At 59.8% G+C, this 23,554-nt stretch carries 29 protein-coding genes; 12 read left to right on the top strand and 17 right to left on the bottom strand.

Features of this window, described 5'->3' with window-relative positions; genetic code table 11:
* Positions 1 to 5: 5 nt before the first annotated feature.
* On the top strand, positions 6 to 737 hold the full coding sequence (locus PMI21_RS03690) for a DUF4198 domain-containing protein (protein ID WP_007941264.1): 732 nt from the start codon (positions 6 to 8) through the stop codon (positions 735 to 737).
* 126 nt (positions 738 to 863) lie between these two features.
* Here the strand turns inward: PMI21_RS03690 and hisC are convergent, their stop codons facing one another.
* From hisC to PMI21_RS03740, 10 genes are all read right to left on the bottom strand, one after another.
* The gene (gene hisC / locus PMI21_RS03695) at positions 864 to 1,916 is read right to left on the bottom strand and encodes a histidinol-phosphate transaminase (RefSeq protein ID WP_007941263.1); all 1,053 of its coding nucleotides are present in this window, start codon (positions 1,914 to 1,916) and stop codon (positions 864 to 866) included.
* 2 nt (positions 1,917 to 1,918) lie between these two features.
* Positions 1,919 to 3,244, bottom strand: a complete 1,326-nt coding sequence (gene hisD / locus PMI21_RS03700) for a histidinol dehydrogenase (protein ID WP_007941261.1) — start codon at positions 3,242 to 3,244, stop codon at positions 1,919 to 1,921.
* Positions 3,245 to 3,369: 125 nt separating this feature from the next.
* Positions 3,370 to 4,005 (bottom strand): ATP phosphoribosyltransferase, encoded by a 636-nt coding sequence (gene hisG / locus PMI21_RS03705; RefSeq protein ID WP_007941260.1) that lies wholly within the window; start codon positions 4,003 to 4,005, stop codon positions 3,370 to 3,372.
* A 126-nt stretch (positions 4,006 to 4,131) separates the two neighbouring features.
* On the bottom strand, positions 4,132 to 5,397 hold the full coding sequence (gene murA, locus PMI21_RS03710) for a UDP-N-acetylglucosamine 1-carboxyvinyltransferase (protein WP_007941259.1): 1,266 nt from the start codon (positions 5,395 to 5,397) through the stop codon (positions 4,132 to 4,134).
* A gap of 22 nt (positions 5,398 to 5,419) precedes the next feature.
* Positions 5,420 to 5,659: a BolA family protein gene (locus PMI21_RS03715; protein WP_007941258.1), complete on the bottom strand. Its 240-nt coding sequence runs from the start codon at positions 5,657 to 5,659 to the stop codon at positions 5,420 to 5,422.
* Between the two features lie 114 nt (positions 5,660 to 5,773).
* Positions 5,774 to 6,079, bottom strand: coding sequence for an STAS domain-containing protein (locus tag PMI21_RS03720; protein ID WP_007941257.1), 306 nt, complete (start codon positions 6,077 to 6,079; stop codon positions 5,774 to 5,776).
* Positions 6,076 to 6,729, bottom strand: coding sequence for an MlaC/ttg2D family ABC transporter substrate-binding protein (locus PMI21_RS03725; RefSeq protein WP_007941253.1), 654 nt, complete (start codon positions 6,727 to 6,729; stop codon positions 6,076 to 6,078). The genes PMI21_RS03720 and PMI21_RS03725 overlap by 4 nt, the downstream gene beginning before the upstream one ends.
* 11 nt (positions 6,730 to 6,740) lie before the next feature.
* Positions 6,741 to 7,208 (bottom strand): outer membrane lipid asymmetry maintenance protein MlaD, encoded by a 468-nt coding sequence (gene mlaD / locus PMI21_RS03730; RefSeq protein WP_007941252.1) that lies wholly within the window; start codon positions 7,206 to 7,208, stop codon positions 6,741 to 6,743.
* Positions 7,208 to 8,005: a lipid asymmetry maintenance ABC transporter permease subunit MlaE gene (gene mlaE / locus PMI21_RS03735; RefSeq protein ID WP_007901556.1), complete on the bottom strand. Its 798-nt coding sequence runs from the start codon at positions 8,003 to 8,005 to the stop codon at positions 7,208 to 7,210. The genes mlaD and mlaE overlap by 1 nt, the downstream gene beginning before the upstream one ends.
* Positions 8,005 to 8,814 (bottom strand): ATP-binding cassette domain-containing protein, encoded by an 810-nt coding sequence (locus PMI21_RS03740; protein WP_007941251.1) that lies wholly within the window; start codon positions 8,812 to 8,814, stop codon positions 8,005 to 8,007. Before PMI21_RS03740 ends, mlaE begins: the two co-directional genes overlap by 1 nt.
* Before the next feature lie 276 nt (positions 8,815 to 9,090).
* Here PMI21_RS03740 and PMI21_RS03745 point away from each other — a divergent pair, with 276 nt between their 5' ends.
* The 10 genes from PMI21_RS03745 (at position 9,091) to PMI21_RS03790 (ending at position 16,112) form a co-directional block, all read left to right on the top strand.
* Positions 9,091 to 10,065: a KpsF/GutQ family sugar-phosphate isomerase gene (locus PMI21_RS03745; RefSeq protein WP_007941250.1), complete on the top strand. Its 975-nt coding sequence runs from the start codon at positions 9,091 to 9,093 to the stop codon at positions 10,063 to 10,065.
* On the top strand, positions 10,065 to 10,589 hold the full coding sequence (locus tag PMI21_RS03750) for a KdsC family phosphatase (protein WP_007941249.1): 525 nt from the start codon (positions 10,065 to 10,067) through the stop codon (positions 10,587 to 10,589). The genes PMI21_RS03745 and PMI21_RS03750 overlap by 1 nt, the downstream gene beginning before the upstream one ends.
* A 7-nt stretch (positions 10,590 to 10,596) precedes the next feature.
* Positions 10,597 to 11,169 (top strand): LPS export ABC transporter periplasmic protein LptC, encoded by a 573-nt coding sequence (lptC, locus tag PMI21_RS03755; RefSeq protein WP_007941247.1) that lies wholly within the window; start codon positions 10,597 to 10,599, stop codon positions 11,167 to 11,169.
* A complete protein-coding gene (gene lptA, locus PMI21_RS03760; RefSeq protein ID WP_007941246.1) occupies positions 11,156 to 11,701 on the top strand; it encodes a lipopolysaccharide transport periplasmic protein LptA in 546 nt (181 codons plus the stop codon). Before lptC ends, lptA begins: the two co-directional genes overlap by 14 nt.
* Positions 11,701 to 12,426 (top strand): LPS export ABC transporter ATP-binding protein, encoded by a 726-nt coding sequence (gene lptB, locus PMI21_RS03765; RefSeq protein ID WP_007941245.1) that lies wholly within the window; start codon positions 11,701 to 11,703, stop codon positions 12,424 to 12,426. Before lptA ends, lptB begins: the two co-directional genes overlap by 1 nt.
* Before the next feature lie 184 nt (positions 12,427 to 12,610).
* A complete protein-coding gene (locus tag PMI21_RS03770) occupies positions 12,611 to 14,104 on the top strand; it encodes an RNA polymerase factor sigma-54 (protein WP_033064206.1) in 1,494 nt (497 codons plus the stop codon).
* A gap of 74 nt (positions 14,105 to 14,178) precedes the next feature.
* Entirely contained in the window at positions 14,179 to 14,487 is a 309-nt protein-coding gene (gene hpf / locus PMI21_RS03775) for a ribosome hibernation-promoting factor, HPF/YfiA family (RefSeq protein WP_007941242.1), read from the top strand.
* Between the two features lie 12 nt (positions 14,488 to 14,499).
* Entirely contained in the window at positions 14,500 to 14,964 is a 465-nt protein-coding gene (ptsN, locus tag PMI21_RS03780; RefSeq protein ID WP_007941241.1) for a PTS IIA-like nitrogen regulatory protein PtsN, read from the top strand.
* Between the two features lie 2 nt (positions 14,965 to 14,966).
* On the top strand, positions 14,967 to 15,824 hold the full coding sequence (rapZ, locus tag PMI21_RS03785) for an RNase adapter RapZ (RefSeq protein ID WP_007941240.1): 858 nt from the start codon (positions 14,967 to 14,969) through the stop codon (positions 15,822 to 15,824).
* Positions 15,825 to 15,839: 15 nt separating this feature from the next.
* Positions 15,840 to 16,112: an HPr family phosphocarrier protein gene (locus PMI21_RS03790; protein WP_007941239.1), complete on the top strand. Its 273-nt coding sequence runs from the start codon at positions 15,840 to 15,842 to the stop codon at positions 16,110 to 16,112.
* A 19-nt stretch (positions 16,113 to 16,131) separates the two neighbouring features.
* Here the strand turns inward: PMI21_RS03790 and PMI21_RS03795 are convergent, their stop codons facing one another.
* The 6 genes from PMI21_RS03795 to pmbA form a co-directional block, all read right to left on the bottom strand.
* Positions 16,132 to 17,025, bottom strand: a complete 894-nt coding sequence (locus PMI21_RS03795; RefSeq protein WP_007941238.1) for a ZIP family metal transporter — start codon at positions 17,023 to 17,025, stop codon at positions 16,132 to 16,134.
* Between the two features lie 10 nt (positions 17,026 to 17,035).
* A complete protein-coding gene (locus tag PMI21_RS03800) occupies positions 17,036 to 17,647 on the bottom strand; it encodes a superoxide dismutase (RefSeq protein WP_007941237.1) in 612 nt (203 codons plus the stop codon).
* 1 nt (position 17,648) lies between these two features.
* Positions 17,649 to 18,086, bottom strand: coding sequence for a hypothetical protein (locus PMI21_RS03805; RefSeq protein ID WP_007941236.1), 438 nt, complete (start codon positions 18,084 to 18,086; stop codon positions 17,649 to 17,651).
* A gap of 27 nt (positions 18,087 to 18,113) precedes the next feature.
* Positions 18,114 to 19,490: a class II fumarate hydratase gene (locus PMI21_RS03810; protein ID WP_007941235.1), complete on the bottom strand. Its 1,377-nt coding sequence runs from the start codon at positions 19,488 to 19,490 to the stop codon at positions 18,114 to 18,116.
* Positions 19,483 to 19,878, bottom strand: a complete 396-nt coding sequence (locus tag PMI21_RS03815) for a hypothetical protein (protein ID WP_007941233.1) — start codon at positions 19,876 to 19,878, stop codon at positions 19,483 to 19,485. The genes PMI21_RS03810 and PMI21_RS03815 overlap by 8 nt, the downstream gene beginning before the upstream one ends.
* A gap of 199 nt (positions 19,879 to 20,077) precedes the next feature.
* Positions 20,078 to 21,424 carry a metalloprotease PmbA gene (gene pmbA / locus PMI21_RS03820; RefSeq protein WP_007941232.1) on the bottom strand — a complete coding sequence of 449 codons (1,347 nt, stop codon included), beginning with the start codon at positions 21,422 to 21,424 and terminating at the stop codon, positions 20,078 to 20,080.
* 108 nt (positions 21,425 to 21,532) lie between these two features.
* Here pmbA and yjgA point away from each other — a divergent pair, with 108 nt between their 5' ends.
* Entirely contained in the window at positions 21,533 to 22,057 is a 525-nt protein-coding gene (yjgA, locus tag PMI21_RS03825; protein ID WP_007941230.1) for a ribosome biogenesis factor YjgA, read from the top strand.
* 48 nt (positions 22,058 to 22,105) lie between these two features.
* On the opposite strand, the gene tldD is transcribed toward yjgA, so the two are convergent.
* Positions 22,106 to 23,548 carry a metalloprotease TldD gene (tldD, locus tag PMI21_RS03830; RefSeq protein ID WP_007941229.1) on the bottom strand — a complete coding sequence of 481 codons (1,443 nt, stop codon included), beginning with the start codon at positions 23,546 to 23,548 and terminating at the stop codon, positions 22,106 to 22,108.
* Positions 23,549 to 23,554 lie beyond the last annotated feature (6 nt).

The raw sequence follows: 23,554 nt of genomic DNA, 5'->3' as shown, positions 1-23,554 counted from the left end.
TCACCATGCAACACCTCAAACCTTTGGCGCTGCCCGGCCTGCTGCTCGGCCTATTGTTTGTCGGCCAGGTTTCGGCCCATGGCCTGTGGACCGAACAACGTCGCGGCAACATCGAAGTCATCTACGGCCATGGCGCCGAAGACAACGCCTTCAAGGCGCAGAAAATCAGCGGCGCCTGGGCCTATGACGCCAGCGGCAAAATGATCCCGGTGAGCGTGCAACGCCTGGCCGACCACGCCCGCCTGCAACCGCTGAGATCGCCGGCGGTGATGGCCGTGGCGCTGAACAATGGCATGTGGTCGCAGACCGCCGATAAAAAATGGATCAACGAAGGACGCAGCAAGGTGCCGGGGGCAATCGAATCGACCCAGACCTTCAAGTACAGCCTGGCGATTTATCAGCCGGGGGCGAAGCTGCCGAAGCTCGATCAGATGAAGTTGCTGATTCTGCCGGAGGTTGATCCGCTGACCGTCGGGCCGGGGAAATCGTTGCCGGTTCGAGTGCTACTCGATGGCAAACCAGCGGCGGGTGTGAAGTTGGTGGGCGACTATCGCAGCGCGCCGAATACCTTGAGCACCGAGACCGATGCAGATGGCCGGGCGCAGGTACTGGTGCGTAATGAAGGGTTGAATGTGATTGCGGCGCAGGTGGAAATCCCGCTAAAGGACAATGCCGATGTGGCGACGCGTGGGCTATTCACATCGCTGACTTTCATTGGCGAACCGCATCACGAGTAACCACTGCATGATCGTTCCCACGCTCTGCGTGGGAATGCCGCCATGGACGCTCTGCGTCCACTGTGACGCGGAGCATCACGGGATGCATTCCCACGCGGAGCATGGGAACGATCAGTCTGGGGGGTGTTACAGGTCGCCGAGGCCGTCGATCAGCGCCTGATTCTGCTCCGGCGCGCCGATGGAAATCCGCAGGAACTGGGCAATCCGCTCTTGCTTGAAGTGCCGAACGATCACGCCCTGTTCGCGCAACTTCGCCGCCAGCCCTGCCGCATCGTGCTTCGGGTGACGGGCGAAAATGAAGTTCGCCGCCGACGGCAACACTTCAAACCCTTTCGCCTCCAGTTGCGCAATTACCTTCTCGCGACTCTCGATGACCAATCGGCAAGTCTTGTCGAAATACTCGCGATCCTCGAACGCCGCCGCAGCCCCCACAATCGCCAGACGATCCAGCGGGTAGGAGTTGAAGCTGTTCTTGATCCGCTCCAGCGCCTCGATCAGGTCCGGATGCCCCACCGCCAGGCCAACCCGCAGGCCGGCCAAAGAACGGGACTTGGACAGGGTCTGAGTCACCAACAGATTCGGATAACGGTCCACCAGAGTGATCGCCGTCTCGCCACCGAAATCGATGTAAGCCTCGTCCACCACGACCACCGAATCCGGGCTGGCCTTGAGAATTTGCTCCACGGCATCCAGCGCCAGCAGGCAACCGGTCGGTGCGTTCGGGTTCGGGAAGATGATCCCGCCGTTCGGCTTGGCGTAGTCCGCCGGGTTGATCTGGAACTGCTCGTCCAGCGGCACCGCGTCGAACGCAATCCCGTACAACCCGCAGTAAACCGGGTAGAAGCTGTAGCTGATGTCCGGGAACAGCAGCGGTTTATCGTGTTGCAGCAAACCGTGAAAGATGTGCGCCAGGACTTCATCGGAACCGTTGCCGAGGAACACCTGATTACCCTGCACGCCGTAGTACTTGGCAACGGCTTGCTTGAGCACGTCGCTGTTCGGGTCCGGGTACAGACGCAAGTTGTCGTTCAGTTCGGTCTGCATCGCCGCCAAGGCTTTAGGCGATGGACCGTACGGGTTTTCGTTGGTGTTGAGCTTCACCAGTTTCGCCAGCTTTGGCTGCTCGCCCGGGACGTAAGGCACCAGGTTCTTGACGAACGGGCTCCAGAATTTACTCATGTTCAGTTCCCCTGCTTGTCATCAAGAATGCGGTATTCAGCACTGCGGGCGTGGGCGCTCAACGATTCGCCACGGGCCAGCACGGAAGCGGTTTTGCCCAATTCGGAGGCACCCTGCTCGGAGCAGAAGATGATCGACGAACGTTTCTGGAAGTCGTAAACACCCAGCGGCGAGGAGAAGCGCGCAGTGCCGGAGGTCGGCAACACGTGGTTGGGACCTGCGCAGTAGTCGCCCAGGGCTTCGGAGGTGTGGCGGCCCATGAAGATCGCGCCGGCGTGGCGAATCTGCGGCAACCAGGCCTGTGGATCGGCGACCGACAACTCCAGGTGCTCCGGCGCGATGCGGTTGGCCACTTCGATGGCCTGCTCCATGTCACGAACCTTGATCAGCGCACCGCGGCCATTGATCGAGGTTTCGATGATCTCGGCACGTTCCATGGTCGGCAGCAGTTTGGCGATGCTCGCCGCTACCTTGTCGAGGAACTCGGCGTCCGGGCTGACCAGAATCGCCTGGGCGTCTTCGTCGTGCTCGGCCTGGGAGAACAGGTCCATGGCGATCCAGTCCGGATCGGTCTGGCCGTCGCACACAACCAGAATCTCCGACGGACCGGCGATCATGTCGATACCGACCTGGCCGAACACGTGGCGCTTGGCGGTGGCGACATAGATATTGCCCGGACCGACCACTTTGTCGACCTTCGGCACGCTTTCAGTACCATAAGCCAGCGCCGCAACCGCCTGGGCGCCGCCGATGGTGAACACCCGGTCGACGCCGGCGATGCAGGCCGCGGCCAGCACCAGCTCGTTGACTTCACCGCGCGGGGTCGGCACGACCATGACCACTTCGGTTACGCCCGCAACTTTGGCCGGAATCGCGTTCATCAGAACCGATGACGGGTAGGACGCCTTGCCGCCCGGCACATACAGACCGGCGCGATCCAGCGGCGTGACCTTCTGACCCAGCACCGTGCCATCGGCTTCGGTGTAGCTCCAGGAGTCCTGTTTCTGTTTTTCGTGGTAGCTGCGCACACGGGCCGCGGCTTTTTCCAGGGCTTCGCGCTGAGGCACGGTGATGCGGGTCAATGCCAGTTCCAGGCGTTCGCGCGGCAGGATCAAGTCCGCCATGGACGCCACTTGCAGGCCGTCGAACTTCTGGGTGAACTCGACCACTGCTGCATCGCCACGCTCACGCACGGCCTTGATGATGTCCAGCACCCGCTGATTGACCGAGTCGTCAGACACACTTTCCCAGCTCAGCAGATGATCCAGATGATGTGCGAAATCCGGGTCAGCAGCGTTGAGTCGGCGAATTGCAGTCGGTGCGGTCATAGCGAGAGCCTCATAGGATTGGCAAAAACTCGGGCGCCCTAAGCTAGCCGTTGATCCGCTTGGGCACCCGAGAATTCTGGCTATGAGGCGGATAGACGGGCGCGACTCAAGGTCGCGCAGGTGAATCAGCCGCGGTGTCGAGACTCCACTGCCTTGCGCAGGGTGTCGATCAACGCCTGGATACGGGCATGCTGCATTTTCATCGACGCTTTGTTGACGATCAGACGGGAGCTGATGGCAGCGATGAAATCCTGTGGCTCCAGGCCATTGGCCCGCAGCGTGTTACCGGTGTCGACCACGTCGATGATCTTGTCCGCCAGACCGATCAGCGGCGCCAGTTCCATCGAGCCGTAGAGCTTGATGATGTCGACCTGACGACCCTGTTCGGCATAGTAGCGCTTGGCGACGTTGACGAACTTGGTGGCAATGCGCAGACGGCCCTTGGGCTCGACTGCGCCGACTTTACCGGCCGTCATCAGTTTGCACTGGGCGATTTGCAGGTCCAGTGGTTCGTACAGCCCCTGGCCGCCGTATTCCATCAGCACGTCTTTACCGGCGACGCCCAGGTCGGCGGCACCATGCTCGACATAGGTCGGCACATCGGTGGCACGCACGATCAGCAAGCGCACATCGGCCTGGGTCGTGGGGATGATCAGCTTGCGGCTCTTGTCCGGATTCTCGGTCGGCACGATGCCCGCTTCAGCCAGAAGCGGCAAAGTGTCGTCAAGGATGCGGCCCTTGGACAGTGCGATAGTCAACATGGGAAACGTCAGTCCTTATCAAGGTACTCATGCCCGGTCGCAAATGGCGCCGAACACACATCGAGCCTGAAACAGGCTCGACTTCAACAAATCAACGGGCACGTCCCTGCGCCCATACAGCAGAAACTAGCCCGGTACGCGGCGGATCTTGGCGCCGAGCATCTGCAGTTTCTCTTCGATGCACTCATAACCACGGTCGATGTGGTAAATGCGGTCGATCAGGGTATCGCCTTCGGCGATCAGCGCCGAGATCACCAGGCTGGCCGAAGCACGCAGGTCGGTGGCCATGACTGGCGCGCCCTTGAGCTTTTCGATGCCGGTGACGATGGCAGTGTTGCCTTCGACCTGGATGTGCGCGCCCATGCGGTGCAGTTCGTAAACGTGCATGAAACGGTTTTCGAAGATCGTCTCGATCACCGCACCGGTGCCTTCGGCAATGGCGTTGAGGGAGATGAACTGCGCTTGCATGTCGGTCGGGAACGCCGGGTATGGAGCGGTCCGCACGTTGACGGCTTTCGGCCGCTTGCCGTGCATGTTGAGCTCGATCCAGTCTTCACCGGTGGTGATTTCGGCGCCCGATTCACGAAGTTTTTCCAGAACGGCTTCGAGGATGGTCGGATCGGTGTCCTTGACCTTCACACGCCCGCCGGTGACCGCTGCGGCCACCAGGTAGGTGCCAGTCTCGATACGGTCAGGCATCACTTTGTAAGTGGTGGTGTGCAGACGCTCGACGCCATCGATGGTGATGGTGTCGGTGCCGGCGCCGGAAACCTTCGCGCCCATGGCGTTCAGGAAGTTCGCCAGGTCGACGACTTCAGGCTCGCGAGCGGCGTTGGCCAGAACGCTGCGGCCCTTGGCCAGAGCGGCCGCCATCATGATGTTCTCGGTACCGGTCACGCTGACGGTATCGAAGAAGAAGTGCGCACCGTGCAGGCCGCCTTCAGGGGCCTTGGCCTTGATGTAGCCGCCTTCGACGTCGATGACCGCGCCCATGGCCTCAAGACCACGGATGTGCAGGTCAACCGGGCGCGAACCAATGGCGCAACCGCCAGGCAGTGCGACTTCGGCTTCACCGAAACGGGCAACCATCGGGCCCAGTACCAGGATCGAGGCGCGCATGGTTTTAACCAGTTCGTACGGCGCGATCAGGGTCTTGATGGTGCGTGGGTCGATTTCGACGCTGAGCTTCTCGTCGATCACAGGCTCAATGCCCATGCGACCGAACAGCTCGATCATGGTGGTGATGTCGTGCAGGTGCGGCAAGTTGGCCACGGTCACCGGGCCATCGCACAGCAAGGTGGCAGCCAGGATCGGCAGGGCAGAGTTCTTTGCCCCGGAAATGCGGATCTCGCCATCAAGACGAGCGCCACCGGTAATAATCAGTTTATCCATAAGAATCTCGACGCCCTTGGGCTCAGGTGCGCTCGGCCCAGGCCGCGCTGCTGAAAAATTTCATAGTGACCGCATGGATGCTGCCATCGACAATCCACGGGTTCAAATGGGCATAGATGCTCTGCTGACGCTTCACCGGGCTCAACGCCGCCAGTTCATCGCTAATCACGTTCAGCTGAAAGTTGCAGCCTTCGCCCTCAACTTCTACCTGAGCTCCGGGCAGCTTTCCTTCAAGAAAGCTCTTCACTTCGTTGGCCTGCATGCTCAACCTCAATCGGCGCCCTGTGCGCGCGGGTCGGACATCATACAAAAAAGCCCCGCGCCTGCGAACCCCGCGAAGCAGGACTCTGACGGGGGGCTTCTTTATAGATGCGGTTCAGGGGTGCGCCAACAGCTCGGTCAACTCACTGACCTGAGCGATTTCGCGCATATCGTCGGGCATCGCACGAATGCTCAGGGCCTTGCCGGCCGCCTGGGCATCGCGCATGAAACACAGCAGCAGCGACAAGCCGACGCTGCTGGACTTCTCCACCGCGGAGCAATCGACCACCAGCGCAGCCGCGTTGCTGGACTTGATCAGCGCCTGCCCCTGCTTGCGCAGGTCCGGGCCTGTCCGGTAATCCAGCACGCCGCTGAGCCGTAGCTCGCCGGTTTCGCTCATGCGAATGGCCGACTCACTCATTGGGCTTTCTTCTCGACAGCTTTTTCGGTGGTTTCCTTGGCTTTGGCGACTTCCCCGGCCCAACCATTGATGGTCTTGTCCAGGTCGTTGCCATTGCGCTGCATCGCATCAGCGAACTGATCGCGGAACAGCTTGCCAATGTTGATGCCGTTGATGATCACGTTGCGCAGCTTCCACTCGCCGTTGATCTTCTCGAGTGTGTAAGACACAGGATAGATCGCGCCGCTGCTGCCTTTGACCGTCATGCCAACGCTTGTACGGTCTCCCGACTCATCCTTGGCAGGGTCGACGATGATGCCCTGGTTGTCGTACTCCAGCAGGGCATTGCCGTAGAACTGAAACAGGCCTTTCTTGAAGTTTTCTTCAAACGTGCGCATTTGCTCAGGCGTGGCTTTGCGCGAGTACTTGACCGTCATGATGCTCTTGGAAATGCCCTCGGCATCCACTACAGGGCCAACGATGGTGTTCAGGGCCGCATAAAAGCCTTGCGGATCCTGCTTGTACTTTTCTTTGTTGGCGGAAAGATCCGCCAACAGCCGGGTGGTGGTGTCCTGTACCAGATCGTGCGCGGAAGGCGCCGCCACGGCGTTAGCCATCAACGGCAAGGCCGCGAGCAATATCAACAGGCCACGTCGCAAGATAGAGATCATTGAAAAGCTCCTCATTTGGCGTCTTTGCTAACGGTATTGAGTAGAAATTTACCGATCAGGTCCTCAAGCACCAGCGACGACTGCGTGTCGTGGATGGTTCCACCATCCTTGAGCAGGGCTTGTTCCCCGCCCACGCTGATACCGATGTATTTCTCACCCAACAGGCCAGCGGTCAGGATAGATGCAGTGGAGTCAGTCGGCAGGTTATCTACGCGCTTTTCCAGTTGCATGGTCACCCGACCGGTGAAGCTGTCACGGTCCAGATCGATCGCCGTGACCTTGCCAATGGTCACACCGGCCATGGTCACTTTAGCTCTGACCGTCAAACCGGCGATATTATCGAAATATGCATAAAGTTTATAAGTATCGGTGCTCGGGCTCGGGGACAGACCACTGACCCGCAACGCAAGCAACAGCAAAGCCAGGATGCCAGCCAGCAAGAAAAGGCCGACACCGATTTCCAGGGTGCGGTTTTGCATCAGAAATCTCCAAACATCAAGGCGGTCAAAATAAAGTCCAGGCCGAGTACCGCCAGAGAGGCGTACACCACGGTCTTGGTAGTGGCACGACTGATACCCTCGGAAGTGGGCTCGCAGTCATAGCCTTGGAATACGGCGATCCAGGTCACGACGAAGGCAAAAACGATGCTTTTGATAATGCCGTTGAGCACATCGTCGACAAACGTCACGCTGTTTTGCATGTTCGACCAGTAGGAGCCTTCATAGACCCCCAACCAGTCGACGGCCACCCACGAACCGCCCCAGATACCCACCACGCTGAAAATCATTGCCAGCACCGGCAGGGAAATGAAGCCGGCCCACAGGCGCGGGGCAATAATGTACTTGAGCGGGTCGACCCCGATCATTTCCAGGCTGGACAGTTGCTCGGTGGACTTCATGTTGCCGATTTCGGCGGTCAGCGCCGAACCCGCGCGCCCGGCGAACAGCAAGGCCGTGACCACTGGCCCCAGCTCACGCAGCAGCGTCAGCGCAACCATCTGCCCGACCGCCTGCTCCGAACCGTAGCTGGACAGAATATTGAAGCCCTGCAGCGCCAGCACCATGCCGATGAACACCCCGGAGACCACGATGATCACCAGGGACATCACGCCCACCGAGTGCAGCTGCTTGACCAGCAGACCAAAACCGCCGCCGATGCCGCCACGACCGAGCAAGGCATGAAACAGGAACAGCGCCGAACGCCCGAACACCGCCAGCACATCGATGCCGGCGTGGCCGAAACGGCGCACTCTTTCTATTAGTGAAATCTTGCGCATCAGCGCTTCCCCAGAAGATCTGCGCGGTAATCCGTCGCTGGAAAGTGGTATGCGACCGGGCCGTCGGGTTCGCCAGTCATGAACTGGCGAATCCGTGGTTCCTGCGAATTCATCAATTCCTCGGGAGTCCCCTGCCCCAACACCTGACCTTCGCCGACGACATAGATGTAGTCCGCAATGCTTGCGGTCTCGGCCAGATCATGGGAAACCACGATACTGGTGATGCCCAGCGCATCGTTGAGCAGGCGGATCAGGCGCACCAGCACGCCCATGGCGATCGGGTCCTGGCCGACAAAGGGCTCGTCATACATGAGAATTTGCGGATCGAGGGCAATCGCCCGGGCCAGCGCGACTCGACGCTTCATGCCGCCGGACAATTCGTCAGGCATCAGGTCGATGGCGCCACGCAAGCCCACGGCCTGCAATTTGAGCAGGACAATGTCGCGAATCATTTCTTCCGGCAGCGCGGTATGAACGCGCAGCGGAAAGGCGACGTTCTCGAACACATCGAGATCGGTAAACAGTGCGCCACTCTGAAACAGCACGCCCATGTGCTTGCGCGCATCGAACAAATCGCTGCGCGACAACGTTGGCAGGTTCTGGCCGTTGACCCACACTTCGCCGCTGGTGGGGCGCAATTGTGCCCCCATCAGCCGCAACAGCGTGGTCTTGCCACACCCGGAAGGCCCCATGATGCCGGTGACCTTGCCGCGTGGGATGCGGATATCGACGTTATTGAAAATGCTGCGCGCACCGCGCTTGAAGGTCAGTCCCTTCAGCTCGACCGCGTAGGCGTTATCGGCACTCATCTAAACTCCTTGCGATGCAGCCTCTCACTCGGACGCCTGGCCTTCTGACGAAAGCACATACCTCCCCGGGCAGGCCGAACTGGCGGCGAACTATATCACTGCAAAGGCCAAGCGCCCAAGGCCCAAGCCGGGCACGTTCAGCAACATGACCACCTGAAATCATCTATTTAGAGGGTTTCGGTAACAAGGAATGACAAAGCGCGACGAACTTGCGTGAGGGTTTTGATCATTACCGTTATAATCGCCGCCTTTTCATCAGGCTATACGATTTCTGACATGAGCCAATCCAGCGACCTGATTCATTCTGCACAACGCACCATCCGTCTCGAACTGGAGGCCGTGCAAGGCTTGCTACCCCATATCGACGCAGATTTCGTACGCGCTTGCGAGATGATTCTGGCCAGCAAAGGCCGCGTAGTCGTGGTCGGCATGGGCAAATCGGGGCATATCGGCAACAAGATTGCCGCCACCCTGGCCAGCACCGGCACCACGGCGTTCTTCGTGCATCCAGCCGAAGCCAGCCACGGCGACATGGGCATGATCACGCGTGACGACATCATCCTGGCACTGTCGAACTCCGGCTCCACCAATGAAATCGTCACCCTGCTGCCACTGATCAAGCGCCTGGGCATCAAATTGATCAGCGTCACCGGCAATCCCGACTCAGCGCTGGCCAAGGCTGCCGAGGTCAACCTCAACGTTCATGTCGAGCACGAAGCCTGCCCATTGAACCTGGCGCCCACCTCCTCGACCACCGCCGCCCTGGTGATGGGCGATGCCCTGGCGGTGGCACTGCTGGAAGCCCGCGGCTTTACCGCTGAAGATTTCGCCTTTTCCCACCCCGGCGGCGCGCTTGGCCGACGCCTGCTGCTGAAAGTGGAAAACGTCATGCACGCCGGGCAAGAGTTGCCGCAGGTTCAGCGCGGCACCCTGCTCAAGGACGCATTGATGGAAATGACCCGCAAGGGCCTGGGCATGACCGTGATCCTGGAAGCCGACGGCAAACTCGCCGGGATCTTCACCGACGGCGATCTGCGTCGCACCCTGGACCGCAGCATCGACATCCACAGTGCCACCATCGACCAGGTCATGACGGCTCACGGCAAGACCGCACGTGCAGAGATGCTTGCCGCCGAGGCGCTGAAAATCATGGAAGACCACAAGATCAACGCGCTGGTCGTGGTCGACAGCGAAGACCGTCCGGTCGGCGCCTTGAACATGCACGATTTGCTGCGCGCGGGAGTAATGTAATGAGCACAGACCTGCTGCAACGCGGCAAACAGATCAAACTGGCGGTATTCGACGTCGACGGCGTGCTGACCGACGGGCGCCTGTACTTCCTCGAAGACGGCAGCGAGTTCAAGACCTTCAACACCCTCGACGGCCAAGGCATCAAGATGTTGATGGCAGCCGGCGTGCAGACCGCTATCATCAGCGGCCGCAAGACCCCGGTGGTCGAACGGCGGGCGAAGAATCTTGGCATTCCACACCTGTATCAGGGTCGCGAAGACAAACTGGTGGTGCTCGACGAGCTCCTTGCCCAACTCAACCTAAGCTATGAACAAGTGGCCTACCTCGGCGACGACCTGCCGGACCTGCCGGTGATTCGCCGCGTCGGCCTGGGCATGGCTGTGGCCAACGCCGCCAGCTTCGTGCGCGAACACGCCCACGGCATCACCCTGGCCCGCGGCGGCGAGGGTGCCGCGCGCGAATTCTGCGAATTGATCCTGCGCGCCCAGGGCCGCCTCGATGCGGCCAACGCCGCGTACCTGTGAGCCCATCATGCTGAGCAAAAAGATTCGCAACATCCTGATATTCGGTTGCATCGCAGCGCTATTCGCTGCGGTCGGCTACTGGAACATCAGCCCGGAACGCTTCCTCGACAAGCAAGTGGCGCATGTCGATGAAACCATGATCGATTACTACGCCACCAACGCCCACAGTGTGCAGTATCTGCCCGATGGCAAACTGCAATACGAGATGACCTCGGACAAGGTCGAACACCTGAAGGCGACCGAAGTGACGTTGCTGACCAATCCTGACCTGAACATGTTTCGCGGCACCGAGTTCCCCTGGCACGTCCAGAGCGAGCGCGGCGAAGTCAACCCGGACGGCACTCAGGTTGAGCTGATTGACTCGGTACGTATCACGCGTTTCGACGAGAAAAACCGCAAAACCCTGATTACCACCACCCGTATGACAGTGTTCCCGCAGCAGCAATATGCGCAGACCGAGCAACCCGTTAGAATCGACGGCGCCGGCGGTGTATCGACAGGCAACGGAATGAAAGCGTACTTGAAAGAAAGCAGGATACACCTGCTATCGAACGTAAGAGGACAGTATGAGGCTCGTTAAAACTCTCCCTATTTTGCTCAGTCTGGGCGCAGCACTGGGAAGCGTGAGCGCCTGGGCTCTGCCGAACGATCAGCAGCAGCCTATCCGCATTCAGGCCGACGACGCCCAACTGGACGACAAGAATGGCGTTGCCACCTATAAAGGTGACGTGATCATCACCCAGGGCTCGATGAAGGTCACCGGCAACACCGTGACCATCACTCGCACCCCGACTGGCGACATCGACGTGGTGACCTCGGTGGGCAACCTGGCGTACTTCGAGCAGGTGCAAACTGCTGGCGATACCAAGCCGGTTCAGGGTTGGGGCGTGACCATCCAATATCACGCCGCGCAAAACCGCGTCGTACTGATCGACAAGGCCAAAGTTGTCGACAAGGACAACAACGTCACTCAGGGCGAAAAAATCGTCTATGACACGGTGAAAAAACTGGCCAGCGCCGGTCGCGCTACCGGCAACAAGGTCACCGAGGCGCGTCCGCGCATCGACATGGTGATCCAGCCGAAGAAGAAAACCGACGAGAAAACCCAGTAATGGCAACTCTGAAAGCTCAGCACCTGGCCAAGGCCTATAAAAGCCGCCAGGTCGTGCGCGACGTCAGCCTGTCGATCGACAGCGGCCAGATCGTCGGCCTGCTCGGCCCCAACGGCGCCGGCAAGACCACCTGCTTCTACATGATTGTCGGCCTGGTACAGGCCGATCAGGGTCGCGTACTGATCGATGACCTGGACGTCAGCCACCAGCCGATGCACGGTCGCGCGAAGGCCGGTATCGGCTATCTTCCGCAAGAAGCGTCGATCTTCCGCAAACTGTCGGTGACCGACAACATCATGGCCATCCTCGAGACCCGCAAGGAACTCGACAAGGCCGGTCGCCGCAAAGAGCTGGAAAGCCTGCTGCAGGAGTTTCACATCCACCACATCCGTGACAGCCTTGGCATGAGCCTGTCCGGTGGTGAACGCCGCCGGGTGGAAATCGCCCGGGCACTGGCCACCAACCCGAAATTCATCCTCCTCGACGAACCCTTCGCCGGCGTGGACCCGATCTCGGTGGGCGACATCAAGCAGATCATCCATCACCTCAAGGCCAAAGGCATTGGCGTGCTGATCACTGACCACAACGTCCGTGAAACCCTGGACATCTGCGAAACCGCCTACATCGTCAACGATGGCCAGCTGATCGCTGAAGGTGACTCCGCCACCATCCTGGCCAACGAACTGGTCAAGGAAGTGTATCTGGGCCATGAGTTCCGCCTGTAAGCACTGAGGTGCCTGGCCAGTCGCCTCGGTGCTCGTCTCAATAAAAAATCAATAGTTTTTTATTGTTACAGCGCTCTAGGCAAACACTTCAGTTTCAGGCATATAATTTGCTTATGTTTGGCGCTTCGGCGCCCTGTAGTGGATGGCGCATGTGCGCCGGCGAATAAGGTGTTAAGCCCCTGCCATGAAACCATCGCTAGTCTTGAGAATGGGCCAGCAGCTGACGATGACACCGCAGCTGCAACAGGCCATCCGCCTGCTCCAATTGTCGACCCTGGACCTGCAACAGGAAATCCAGGAGGCCCTGGAGTCCAATCCGATGCTCGAACGCCAGGAAGAAGGCGACGACTTCGATAACGCCGACCCCTTGGCCGACAAAGCCGAACAGCAACCCAGCGCCGACATTCAGGAACCCTCCTACCAGGAAACCGCCCCGACGGTGGATAACCTTGAGGAAGGCGACTGGAACGAGCGCATTCCCAATGAATTGCCTGTCGATACCGCCTGGGAAGACGTCTACCAGACCAGCGCCAGCAGCCTGCCGAGCAACGATGACGACGAGTGGGATTTCACCACCCGTACTTCGGCCGGTGAAAGCCTGCAAAGCCATTTGCTCTGGCAACTGAACCTGGCACCGATGTCCGACACCGATCGCCTGATCGCTGTGACCCTGATCGACTGCATCAACAATCAGGGCTATCTGGACGAAACCCTCGAGGAAATCCTTGAGGCCTTCGATCCGGAACTGGACATCGAACTGGACGAAATCGAAGCGGTCCTGCACCGCATCCAGCAATTCGAGCCCGCCGGTATCGGCGCCCGCAACCTCGGTGAATGCCTGCTGCTGCAACTGCGCCAACTGCCCGCCAAGACCCCTTGGCTGACCGAGGCCAAGCGCCTGGTCACCGATTACATCGACCTGCTTGGCAGCCGCGACTACAGCCAGCTGATGCGCCGCATGAAGCTCAAGGAAGATGAACTGCGCCAGGTGATCGAACTGGTCCAGAGCCTCAACCCGCGCCCGGGTTCGCAAATCGAGTCCACCGAAGCCGAATACGTCGTTCCCGACGTGATCGTGCGCAAGGACAACGAGCGCTGGCTGGTGGAGCTGAACCAGGAGTCGGTACCGCGCCTGCGGGTCAACGCCCAATACGCCGGCTTCGTACGTCGCGCCGATACCAGCGCCGATAACACCTTCATGCGTAATCAGCTGCAGGAGGCTCGCTGGTTCATCAAGAGCCTGCAAAGCCGCAACGAAACCCTGATGAAAGTGGCCACCCAGATCGTCGAGCATCAACGCGGCTTCCTGGAGTACGGCGACGAGGCCATGAAGCCGTTGGTGCTGCATGACATCGCCGAAGCGGTGGGCATGCACGAATCGACGATTTCACGGGTGACCACGCAAAAATTCATGCATACCCCACGGGGCATCTATGAACTGAAATACTTTTTTTCCAGCCACGTCAGCACCTCCGAAGGCGGTGAATGCTCGTCCACGGCGATCCGCGCGATCATCAAAAAACTGGTTGCCGCGGAAAATCAGAAAAAGCCGTTGAGTGACAGCAAGATCGCTGGTTTACTGGAGGCACAAGGCATTCAGGTGGCTCGCCGCACCGTCGCCAAGTACCGCGAATCCCTCGGGATCGCGCCTTCGAGCGAACGTAAGCGGTTGATGTAGAGCCACGCCACAGCGTTCCAGTGGTAGATCATCTGATCTACCGCTTTATGCACTGGCAACGAAGGAGAAGCTGTATGCAAGTCAACATCAGTGGACACCAACTGGAAGTGACCGAACCTCTTCGCACCTACATCGGCGAAAAACTCGAACGATTAGAGAGGCATTTCGACAAGATCACCAACGTGCAGGTCACGATGACGGTCGAGAAGCTCAAGCAGAAAATCGAAGCCACACTGCATATTCCCGGGAATGAAGTGGTCGCTAACGCGGAACATACCGATATGTACGCAGCGATCGACGCACTGACCGACAAGCTGGATAAACAACTCAAAAAGCATAAGGAAAAGACCCAGAGCCTCCTCCAGGGCGCTACCGGTCGTTAACACTCCCAACCCATGATCCGACTTGAAAGCATCCTGACCCCCGGCCGTTCCCTCGTGAACGTGCCGGGCGGCAGTAAAAAGAAAGCCCTCGAGCAAATTGCCAACCTCATCCATCGCGAAGTGCCGGATCTGGCCATGCAGGATGTCTTCGAGAGTCTGGTCGCCCGTGAAAAACTCGGTTCCACCGGTTTTGGCAACGGTATCGCCATCCCCCACTGCCGCCTCAAGGGCTGCGAATCGCCCATCAGTGCCTTGATGCACCTGGATGCACCCATCGATTTCGACGCCATCGACGGTGCCCCGGTTGACCTGCTATTTGTACTGCTGGTCCCGGAAGCAGCCACCGATGCGCACCTGGAGCTGCTGCGCCAGATCGCCAGCATGCTTGATCGCAAGGAGGTGCGTGAAAAACTGCGCAGCGCCCCGAGCAACGAAGCCTTGTACAAGGTTGTCCTGAACGAGCAAAACGGTCACTAATCATGCGCCTGATCATCGTCAGCGGCCGCTCCGGCTCCGGTAAAAGCACTGCCCTCGATGTTCTCGAGGACAACGGCTATTACTGCATCGACAACCTGCCTGCCGGCCTGTTGCCGGAACTGGCCGAACGCGCGCTGATTCATACCGAACTGGCACAACCGCTGGTGGCCGTGTCCATCGATGCACGCAACTTGCCGAGCCATCTGTCACGGTTTCCCGAATTGCTGGAAGAAGTCCGCAGCCGGCATATCCAGTGCGATGTGCTGTATCTGGACGCCGATGAAGAAACCCTGCTCAAACGTTTTTCGGAAACCCGCCGTCGTCACCCGCTGAGCAGCGCCAATCGCTCGCTGGCGGAGGCAATCGAGGACGAAACCAATCTGCTGGGGCCGATCGCCGATCTGGCCGACCTCAAGGTCAACACCACCAGTCTGAACCTGTATCAGCTGCGCGATACCATCAAGCTGCGCCTGCTGAATCAGCCGGAGCCCGGTACTGCGTTTCTGGTGGAGTCTTTCGGGTTCAAGCGTGGCATGCCGGTGGACGCCGATCTGGTGTTCGACGTGCGCTGCCTGCCCAACCCTTACTGGAAACCGGAGCTGCGGGCACAGTCCGGGCTCGATCAACCGGTGGCCGAGTACCTGGCGGCGCAGCCGGATGTCGAAGAGATGTTCCAGGACATTTCCTCCTACTTGCTCAAGTGGCTACCCCGCTTTGCCGCCAGCAACCGCGCCTATGTCACCATTGCCATTGGCTGCACCGGCGGGCATCACCGCTCCGTCTACCTGACCGAACGTCTGGGTCAGGTCCTGCAACAATCCCTGAAGAACGTCCAGGTTCGCCACCGCGACCTCAGCTAAAGGATTCACATCGCGATGCCTGCTCTGGAAATCGAAATCATCAACAAGCTGGGCCTGCATGCCCGCGCATCTGCAAAGTTCGTCGGGGTGGCCGGGCAGTTCCCGTGCCAGATCAGGGCCGGCCGCACTCCGGAGACGATGGTCGACGGCAAAAGCATCATGGCCATGATGATGCTGGCCGCGGGCAAAGGCACCACAATCCACCTGAAAACCGAAGGTGAACAAGAGCAGGAAGCGCTGGATGCGCTGGTGGCGCTGATCAATAACTTCTTCGACGAGGGCGAGTAATGCTCGCCCTGTAGCAGCCCTAGGCCAACGCCGTATCCATCACCATCATCAGACAAAACCCGATCAGCAGCCCAAGGCTGGCCAATTTGTCGTGACCATGGCGGCGCGACTCGGGGATGACTTCGCGAGTCACCACCAGCAACATTGCCCCGGCCGCCAGTGCTAATCCCAACGGCAACAGCAGTTCGGCCAGGCTCACCAGCCACGCGCACAACAGCGCAAAGACCGGTTCGACCACCCCTGATGCGGCGCCGATCAGGAACGCCTTGAACCGCGACATCCCTGCGCCGGCCAATACCAACGCGATCACCAGCCCTTCCGGCACGTCCTGCAAGGCGATGCCCATGGCCAGGCTGTCGGCGTCCGGCATGCCACCCCCGGCCGAGACACCGACCGCCATGCCCTCGGGGATGTTGTGGGCGATGATGGCAAACACAAACAACCAGATTCGCGGCGGAATCACCGGTCGTTCCAGCGTCCCCACGAGCATCTCAGGTGTGGCGCCAGACACTTTGCGATCCACCAGAAACAGCCCGAAAGCGCCCAGCATGATGCCGAAGCTGATCAGGCCGCTGGCCGCCCAAGGCGTCAGCCCGAGGTTCTCGGCCGCGGCAATGCCCGGAACGATCAGCGAAAACGCCGTCGCCGCAAGCATCACTCCGGCCCCGAAACCCAGCAGTGTGTCGCTGAGCGTCTGAGGCATCCGCCGAATCACCAGCACCGGCACCGCGCCCAAGGCGGTGCCCAAGGCGCAGATCACCCCACCTTGCAGGGCGCGCTGCAGTTTCGGTTCGAGATCCAGCCATGTCAGCCCTTGGGCAACCAATAACGTCATGCCCGCCAGCAGCAACAGCGACCCCAGTGCGTAACGAAACATCCGCCCACTGCCGATCGCCAGTGTTTCAGTGCCCATAGTCAGCCCTTTAAGCCAGTGCAGCCTGATAGCGCGCAGCAACTTCGGGCCAATTGATCACGTTGTAGAACGCATTGATGTATTCCGGACGGCGGTTCTGATAACGCAGGTAATAAGCGTGCTCCCAGACATCCAGGCCGAGGATCGGCGTATTGCCGCTCATCAATGGGCTGTCCTGATTGCCGCTGCTTTCAACGATCAAAGTCTTTTGCGGCGTCACACTCAGCCACGCCCAGCCGCTGCCGAAGCGGGTCAGCGCGGCTTTGGTGAAAGCCTCCTTGAAGCTATCGAGGCCACCCAATTGCTCGTCGATCGCCCTGGCCAGCGCACCCTCAGGCTTGCCACCATCGCTGGGCGCCATGACTTCCCAGAACAACGAATGATTGGCATGCCCACCGCCCTGATTAATCACCGCTGCACGTAGTTTTTCCGGCAATTGCTGGACAGCTGCCACCAGTTTTTCCACGGGCCATTCGGCGAATTCGGTGCCCTCGACTGCAGCGTTAAGGTTATTGATGTAGGTCTGGTGGTGTTTGGTGTAGTGGATTTCCATGGTCTGCGCATCAATGTGCGGTTCCAGGGCGTCGTAAGCGTACGGCAAGGCAGGCAAGGTAAAAGCCATTTCAATGAACTCCATGTTGTAGGGGCGCAGGCTGATGCGCGGGCGACTTTTCGGTGCGTAGCAGTCGCTGGGTGCGCGGATACTCGCCGTGTTCACTGATGAAACTCAGCAGTTCGACGTAGGTTTTGCTGCTCTGGCGCAGCGCGGCTTCACGCAGGGCCGGTGACAGTCGCGGGTCCTGCATGGTCTGCAACAGCCGTTGATGGATTGCGCACAGGTACTCGGCGCTCTCCTCCGGCTGGTTCAGACGCAAGTGCAGGTCTGCCAGGTTGTGGTGGGAAATCACGCAGGCCGCCACCGCTTCGTCGGCATCCGCCCAGCGCTCGAACAACACCTGCGCCAGGGCCAATGCCTGCAAGTAAGCCTCGCGGGCATCGACCAGCTCGCCCAGCATGAAGCAGCGATTTGCTCTTTCGATCGTGCGTTTCCAGTACTCCATGGTGAGCCTCCAAAGCGCTAGCAGTGATTACACGCCGCCTGCGGTGAGCTTTTCCGGATCAAGCAAAACCTCAAGCTGGTTGCGTGTCAGGTCGGTGTGTTCCAGGGCGACATCAATCACCGGCCTGCCCTGCTGATAAGCCTTCTTGGCGATTTCGGCGGCTTTTTGGTAGCCAATGATCGGGTTTAGGGCGGTGACCAGAATCGGATTACGCGACAAAGCTTCCTTGATCCGGGCTTCATTGACCGTAAAGCTGGCAATGGCCTTGTCACCCAGCAGACGGCTGGCGTTGGCCAGTAATTCGATACTGCTCAGCAGGTTCTGGGCGATGATCGGCAGCATGACGTTCAGCTCGAAATTGCCCGACTGACCGGCGACGGTGATGACTGTGTCGTTGCCGATCACTTGAGCGGCGACCATCGCGGTGGCCTCCGGGATCACCGGGTTGACCTTGCCGGGCATGATCGATGAGCCCGGCTGCAAGGCTTCGAGTTCGATTTCACCGAGACCGGCCAATGGACCGGAATTCATCCAGCGCAGGTCGTTGGCAATCTTCATCAGAGAAACTGCCGTGGCCTTGAGCTGCCCGGAAACGCTGACCGCCGTGTCCTGCGAACCGATCAGCGCAAACAGGTCCCTGCCCGGCGTGAATTGCACTTGAGTCAGATGGCTGAGCTGCTGGCTGAAACGCGCCGCAAACTGCGGATGGGCGTTGATCCCGGTGCCCACCGCCGTGCCGCCCTGGGCCAGGGATTGCAGGCTTGGCAGCAAATCCTGCAAGTGAGCGATATTGGCCTTGAGCTGTTGCGCCCAGCCATTGAGCACCTGACTCATGCGCACCGGCATGGCATCCATCAAATGGGTGCGCCCGGTTTTGACAAACGGATGAACCTGCTCGGCCTTGCGTTCGATCACCTGCACCAGATGCAGCAGCGCCGGCAGCAACTGCTCATGCAAGGTCAACGCGGCGCTGACGTGGATGGTGGTCGGGATGATGTCATTGCTGCTCTGGCCGCAATTGACGTGATCGTTGGGATTCACCGGCTCGCCCAACAAACGACTGGCCAGGGTGGCGATCACTTCGTTGGCGTTCATGTTGGAACTGGTGCCGGAACCGGTCTGGAAAATATCCACCGGAAAGTGCTGCATGAAATCGCCTTCGAGCAAGCCTTGAGCGGCGTCAACGATGGCTTTGCCCTGAGATTCGCTGATCTGTTTGAGTTCGACGTTGGCACGGGCGGCCGCGGCCTTGGCCAGAATCAGCGCCCGGATGAACTGCACGGGCATCGGTTTGCCGCTAATCGGGAAGTTATCCACCGCGCGCTGGGTTTGCGCGCCATACAAGGCATCAATCGGAACCTGTAACTCGCCCATACTGTCGCGTTCGATACGAGTGTTACTCATCGGGGAATCCTTGCACCAGTTCTATGAGAGGAATCGAGGGTTGCAACTCGCAGGTCGCCAGTTGCCAGGTGTAGCGTTGCCAGCGCTTGAGGCGGCACTTGCAGAGGGAGAGGCGTTCCAGATCACGCAACGGACGCCAGGCCTGATCCAGGCAGTAGGTCCGCCAGTGCCACGGCAGCGCGACGTCAGCAGCGGTGTCGAGCAATAAACGGAAGGAGGTTTCGGCGATGGTCCAGGGTGAGGTCGCCGTACAACAGGCCAGATACCGGCCTTCGGCCAGGTAATGTTCGATCAGGCGCGGCTCGTCGGGGTCCATGGCACATCGGATCTGGCGACTCATCCAGCGCCAGCTTTCGAGGTAAGGCTGCTCGTGCAAGGCAGAACTCATAATCCGGGCTCATTCGGTAATGAGATTTATTATTAGATGATAATGAGAACCAAAACAAGTGCGCGGATAAAGATCAAAAGATCGCAGCCTTCGGCAGCTCCTACGCGCCTGTGGGTGCCGCCGAAAGCTGCGATCTTTTGATCCCCCCAAAAAAAACGCCACCCGATTGGGTGGCGCGCTTTTTTACAGCGGTCGAAGTTTAGCTACCCGCAACCGTCATCCGCTCAATCAACACCGAACCCGTGCGAATGTTGCTACGCAATTCCAGGTCATTGCCGACCGCAATGATCTGCTTGAACATGTCGCGCATGTTGCCGGCAATAGTCACTTCCTGGACCGCGAACTGGATTTCGCCGTTCTCGACCCAGAAACCCGCCGCGCCACGGGAGTAATCGCCAGTGACCATATTCAGGCCCTGCCCCATCAACTCAGTAACCAAAAGGCCACGGCCCATGCGGCGCAGCAAGGCCGCCTGATCTTCGTCGCCGTGGGTGACGAACAGGTTGTGCACGCCGCCGGCGTTGGCAGTGCTCGGCATGCCCAGCTTGCGGCCGGAGTAAGTACCAAGTACGTAGGACACCAGTTCACCCTTCTCCACAAACGGCTTGGCGTAGGTTGCCAGGCCATCGCCGTCGAAGGCCGAACTGCCCAGAGCACGCATCAAATGCGGACGTTCATCGATGGTCAGCCATTCCGGGAACAGTTTCTGCCCCAGGGTGCCTTCGAGGAACGACGATTTGCGATACAGACTGCCGCCGGAAATCGCCGAGAGGAAACTGCCGAACAAACCGCCGGCCAGTTCCGCGGAAAACAGCACCGGCACTTCGCAAGTCGGCACCGGGCGCGCGCCCAAGCGGCTCGCCGCCCGTTGCGCGGCACGCTGGCCGATGCTCTCTGGAGAAGCTAGCAAGTTGCCCTGCCGGTTCACGTCGTACCAGTAATCGCGCTGCATCTGCCCGTCGGCTTCGGCAATCATCACGCAGCTTAGGCTGTGCCGGGTCGAGGCATAACCGCCAACAAAACCGTGGCTGTTGCCGTAAACCCGGCAGCCCTGGTGAGTGCTGAGGGTAGTGCCGTCGGCATTCTTGATCCGGCTGTCGGCGGCAAATGCCGCCGCTTCACAGGCCAGGGCTTGCTCGATGGCTTGCTCCGGGGTGATGTTCCATTGATGGAACAGGTCGAAATCCTGCAGGTCCTTGGCCATCAGCGCGGCATCCGCCAGGCCCGCGGCTTCATCTTCCGATGTGTGTTTGGCGATCGCGAGTGCGGCAGCGACGGTTTCACGAATCGCTTCCGGGCCACTGGCCGAGGTGCTGGCCGAGCCTTTGCGCTGCCCTACATACAAAGTGATGCCAAAGCCCTGGTCGCGGTTGAACTCAACGGTTTCGACTTCCCGCTGACGCACCGTGGTCGACAGGCCCTGCTCCAGCGACACCGCCACTTCACAGGCACTGGCGCCCTGGCGCTTGGCTTCAGCAATGATCTGCTCGACTTGCTCTTGCAGTGCCGGCAACGCTTGTGGGCCGACGCTTTCAACTGCACTCATGCTGTTCTCCACTCAAATTCTGCTTTCGGTAACGGTCATCGAGCGACCGGGCCGGACAAGCGGCCCCCGACTGGTTATCATGGCGGCGTTTCTTTGCGGACGGCCACCATGGTTGATTCTTACGACGACTCCCTCGATACGGGAGAAAAAAGCAAATCCCAGGTCAAACGCGAGCTGCATGCTCTGGTTGACCTCGGCGAGCGCCTTACAACACTCAAGCCTGACCTGCTGGCAAAACTGCCGTTGACCGACGCTTTGCGCCGGGCACTGGCCGATGCGCCCAAGCACACCGCGAACATCGCGCGTAAACGGCACCTTCAGTTCATCGGCAAGCTGATGCGCGATCAGGACACTGGCGCCATTCTCACTCTGCTCGATCAACTCGATGCCTCCACCCGGCAGTACAACGAACGTTTCCACGGCCTGGAACGCTGGCGCGATCGTTTGATCGCAGGCGACGACGCCGTCCTGGAGAAGTTCGTCGTCGATTACCCGGAGGCCGATCGTCAACAATTGCGCTCCCTGATCCGTCAGGCCCAGCACGAACTGGCGACCAACAAGCCACCGGCTTCGAGCCGTAAAATCTTCAAGTACATCCGTGAGCTGGACGAGACTCAACGCGGTTTGCGTTAACTCTCGAATCGGGTGAGTTGCCTTGCAACTCACCCGAAGCTCCATCCCTTAGGCGCCTGTGCCACCCACAGTGATCGCATCAATCTTCAGCGTTGGCTGCCCGACACCCACCGGCACCGACTGCCCATCCTTGCCACACGTTCCCACACCGCTATCCAGCGCCAGATCGTTACCAACCATCGACACACGGCTCATGGCTTCCGGCCCGTTGCCGATCAACGTCGCGCCTTTGACCGGGGCAGTAATCTTGCCGTCTTCGATCAGGTACGCCTCGCTGGTGGAGAACACGAACTTGCCACTGGTGATGTCTACCTGACCGCCGCCGAGGTTGGCGCAGTAGATGCCTTTTTTCACCGAGGCGATGATTTCCGCCGGGTCGCTTTCGCCACCGAGCATGTAAGTGTTGGTCATGCGCGGCATCGGCAGGTGCGCATAGGATTCGCGACGACCGTTGCCGGTGCGGGCCACACCCATCAGGCGCGCGTTGAGCTTGTCCTGCATATAACCTTTGAGCACGCCGTTTTCGATCAGTGTGGTGCACTCGGTCGGCGTGCCTTCGTCGTCGACGCTCAGCGAACCTCGGCGCCCGGCGAGGGTGCCGTCATCGACGATGGTGCAAAGCTTCGATGCAACCATCTCGCCCATGCGCCCGCTGTAGGCCGAACTGCCCTTGCGGTTGAAATCGCCTTCCAGGCCATGGCCGACGGCTTCGTGCAGCAACACGCCGGACCAACCCGAACCCAACACCACCGGCAACGTACCGGCCGGCGCCGGGATGGCTTCCAGGTTCACCAGCGCCTGACGCAACGCTTCACGGGCATAGCCCATCGCGCGGTCTTCGCTGAGGAAATAGCGGTAGTCGGTACGACCGCCACCGCCATGACCGCCGCGTTCACGACGACCGTTCTGCTCGACGATCACGCTGACGTTGAAACGCACCAGCGGCCGTACATCCGCCGCCAGCCCGCCATCGGTAGAGGCAATCAGAATCCGCTCCCAGACCCCGGCCATGCTCACGGTGACTTGCTGGATACGCGGGTCGAGGGCGCGGGTCGCCACATCGATGCGCTTGAGCAGCTCGACTTTCTCCGCGCGGGTCATCACTTCCAGTGGGTTGTCCGGCCCGTACAATTGGGCGACATCCTGGGTGGTGAACGCCTGCACGGTGCCATTCTGCCCAGCCCGGGAGATCGAACGGGCCGCACGGGCCGCCGCGCCCAGCGCTTCGAGGGTGATCGCATTACTGTAGGCGAAGCCGGTTTTTTCACCCGATTGCGCACGCACGCCGACACCCTGGTCGAGGTTGAAGCTGCCTTCCTTGACGATCCCGTCTTCCAGCGCCCAGGACTCGGAAATCTGCCCTTGGAAGTACAGGTCGGCGGCATCGATGCCCGGGCCGGCCAGATCGCCGAGCACACCTTGCAGGCTCTCGATCGTTACGCCGCCGGGCGCCAGGAGGTGTTCACTGACAGAGGACAACAACTCGCTCATATGCTT

Origin of the sequence: Pseudomonas sp. GM18 (genome assembly GCF_000282195.1) — a bacterium.
GTDB lineage: Bacteria > Pseudomonadota > Gammaproteobacteria > Pseudomonadales > Pseudomonadaceae > Aquipseudomonas.
The sequence above is the reverse complement of the archived record's forward strand: the minus strand, read 5'-3'. Positions and strand labels throughout refer to the sequence as shown.

Excerpts from the sequence above, each read along its gene's own strand:
- PMI21_RS03690 (WP_007941264.1), top strand. The coding sequence starts at position 6 with ATGCAACACCTCAAACCTTTGGCGCTGCCCGGCCTGCTGCTCGGCCTA.
- hisC (WP_007941263.1), bottom strand. The coding sequence starts at position 1,916 with ATGAGTAAATTCTGGAGCCCGTTCGTCAAGAACCTGGTGCCTTACGTC.
- hisD (WP_007941261.1), bottom strand. The coding sequence starts at position 3,244 with ATGACCGCACCGACTGCAATTCGCCGACTCAACGCTGCTGACCCGGAT.
- hisG (WP_007941260.1), bottom strand. The coding sequence starts at position 4,005 with ATGTTGACTATCGCACTGTCCAAGGGCCGCATCCTTGACGACACTTTG.
- murA (WP_007941259.1), bottom strand. The coding sequence starts at position 5,397 with ATGGATAAACTGATTATTACCGGTGGCGCTCGTCTTGATGGCGAGATC.
- PMI21_RS03715 (WP_007941258.1), bottom strand. The coding sequence starts at position 5,659 with ATGCAGGCCAACGAAGTGAAGAGCTTTCTTGAAGGAAAGCTGCCCGGA.
- PMI21_RS03720 (WP_007941257.1), bottom strand. The coding sequence starts at position 6,079 with ATGAGTGAGTCGGCCATTCGCATGAGCGAAACCGGCGAGCTACGGCTC.
- PMI21_RS03725 (WP_007941253.1), bottom strand. The coding sequence starts at position 6,729 with ATGATCTCTATCTTGCGACGTGGCCTGTTGATATTGCTCGCGGCCTTG.
- mlaD (WP_007941252.1), bottom strand. The coding sequence starts at position 7,208 with ATGCAAAACCGCACCCTGGAAATCGGTGTCGGCCTTTTCTTGCTGGCT.
- mlaE (WP_007901556.1), bottom strand. The coding sequence starts at position 8,005 with ATGCGCAAGATTTCACTAATAGAAAGAGTGCGCCGTTTCGGCCACGCC.
- PMI21_RS03740 (WP_007941251.1), bottom strand. The coding sequence starts at position 8,814 with ATGAGTGCCGATAACGCCTACGCGGTCGAGCTGAAGGGACTGACCTTC.
- PMI21_RS03745 (WP_007941250.1), top strand. The coding sequence starts at position 9,091 with ATGAGCCAATCCAGCGACCTGATTCATTCTGCACAACGCACCATCCGT.
- PMI21_RS03750 (WP_007941249.1), top strand. The coding sequence starts at position 10,065 with ATGAGCACAGACCTGCTGCAACGCGGCAAACAGATCAAACTGGCGGTA.
- lptC (WP_007941247.1), top strand. The coding sequence starts at position 10,597 with ATGCTGAGCAAAAAGATTCGCAACATCCTGATATTCGGTTGCATCGCA.
- lptA (WP_007941246.1), top strand. The coding sequence starts at position 11,156 with ATGAGGCTCGTTAAAACTCTCCCTATTTTGCTCAGTCTGGGCGCAGCA.
- lptB (WP_007941245.1), top strand. The coding sequence starts at position 11,701 with ATGGCAACTCTGAAAGCTCAGCACCTGGCCAAGGCCTATAAAAGCCGC.
- PMI21_RS03770 (WP_033064206.1), top strand. The coding sequence starts at position 12,611 with ATGAAACCATCGCTAGTCTTGAGAATGGGCCAGCAGCTGACGATGACA.
- hpf (WP_007941242.1), top strand. The coding sequence starts at position 14,179 with ATGCAAGTCAACATCAGTGGACACCAACTGGAAGTGACCGAACCTCTT.
- ptsN (WP_007941241.1), top strand. The coding sequence starts at position 14,500 with ATGATCCGACTTGAAAGCATCCTGACCCCCGGCCGTTCCCTCGTGAAC.
- rapZ (WP_007941240.1), top strand. The coding sequence starts at position 14,967 with ATGCGCCTGATCATCGTCAGCGGCCGCTCCGGCTCCGGTAAAAGCACT.
- PMI21_RS03790 (WP_007941239.1), top strand. The coding sequence starts at position 15,840 with ATGCCTGCTCTGGAAATCGAAATCATCAACAAGCTGGGCCTGCATGCC.
- PMI21_RS03795 (WP_007941238.1), bottom strand. The coding sequence starts at position 17,025 with ATGGGCACTGAAACACTGGCGATCGGCAGTGGGCGGATGTTTCGTTAC.
- PMI21_RS03800 (WP_007941237.1), bottom strand. The coding sequence starts at position 17,647 with ATGGCTTTTACCTTGCCTGCCTTGCCGTACGCTTACGACGCCCTGGAA.
- PMI21_RS03805 (WP_007941236.1), bottom strand. The coding sequence starts at position 18,086 with ATGGAGTACTGGAAACGCACGATCGAAAGAGCAAATCGCTGCTTCATG.
- PMI21_RS03810 (WP_007941235.1), bottom strand. The coding sequence starts at position 19,490 with ATGAGTAACACTCGTATCGAACGCGACAGTATGGGCGAGTTACAGGTT.
- PMI21_RS03815 (WP_007941233.1), bottom strand. The coding sequence starts at position 19,878 with ATGAGTTCTGCCTTGCACGAGCAGCCTTACCTCGAAAGCTGGCGCTGG.
- pmbA (WP_007941232.1), bottom strand. The coding sequence starts at position 21,424 with ATGAGTGCAGTTGAAAGCGTCGGCCCACAAGCGTTGCCGGCACTGCAA.
- yjgA (WP_007941230.1), top strand. The coding sequence starts at position 21,533 with ATGGTTGATTCTTACGACGACTCCCTCGATACGGGAGAAAAAAGCAAA.
- tldD (WP_007941229.1), bottom strand. The coding sequence starts at position 23,548 with ATGAGCGAGTTGTTGTCCTCTGTCAGTGAACACCTCCTGGCGCCCGGC.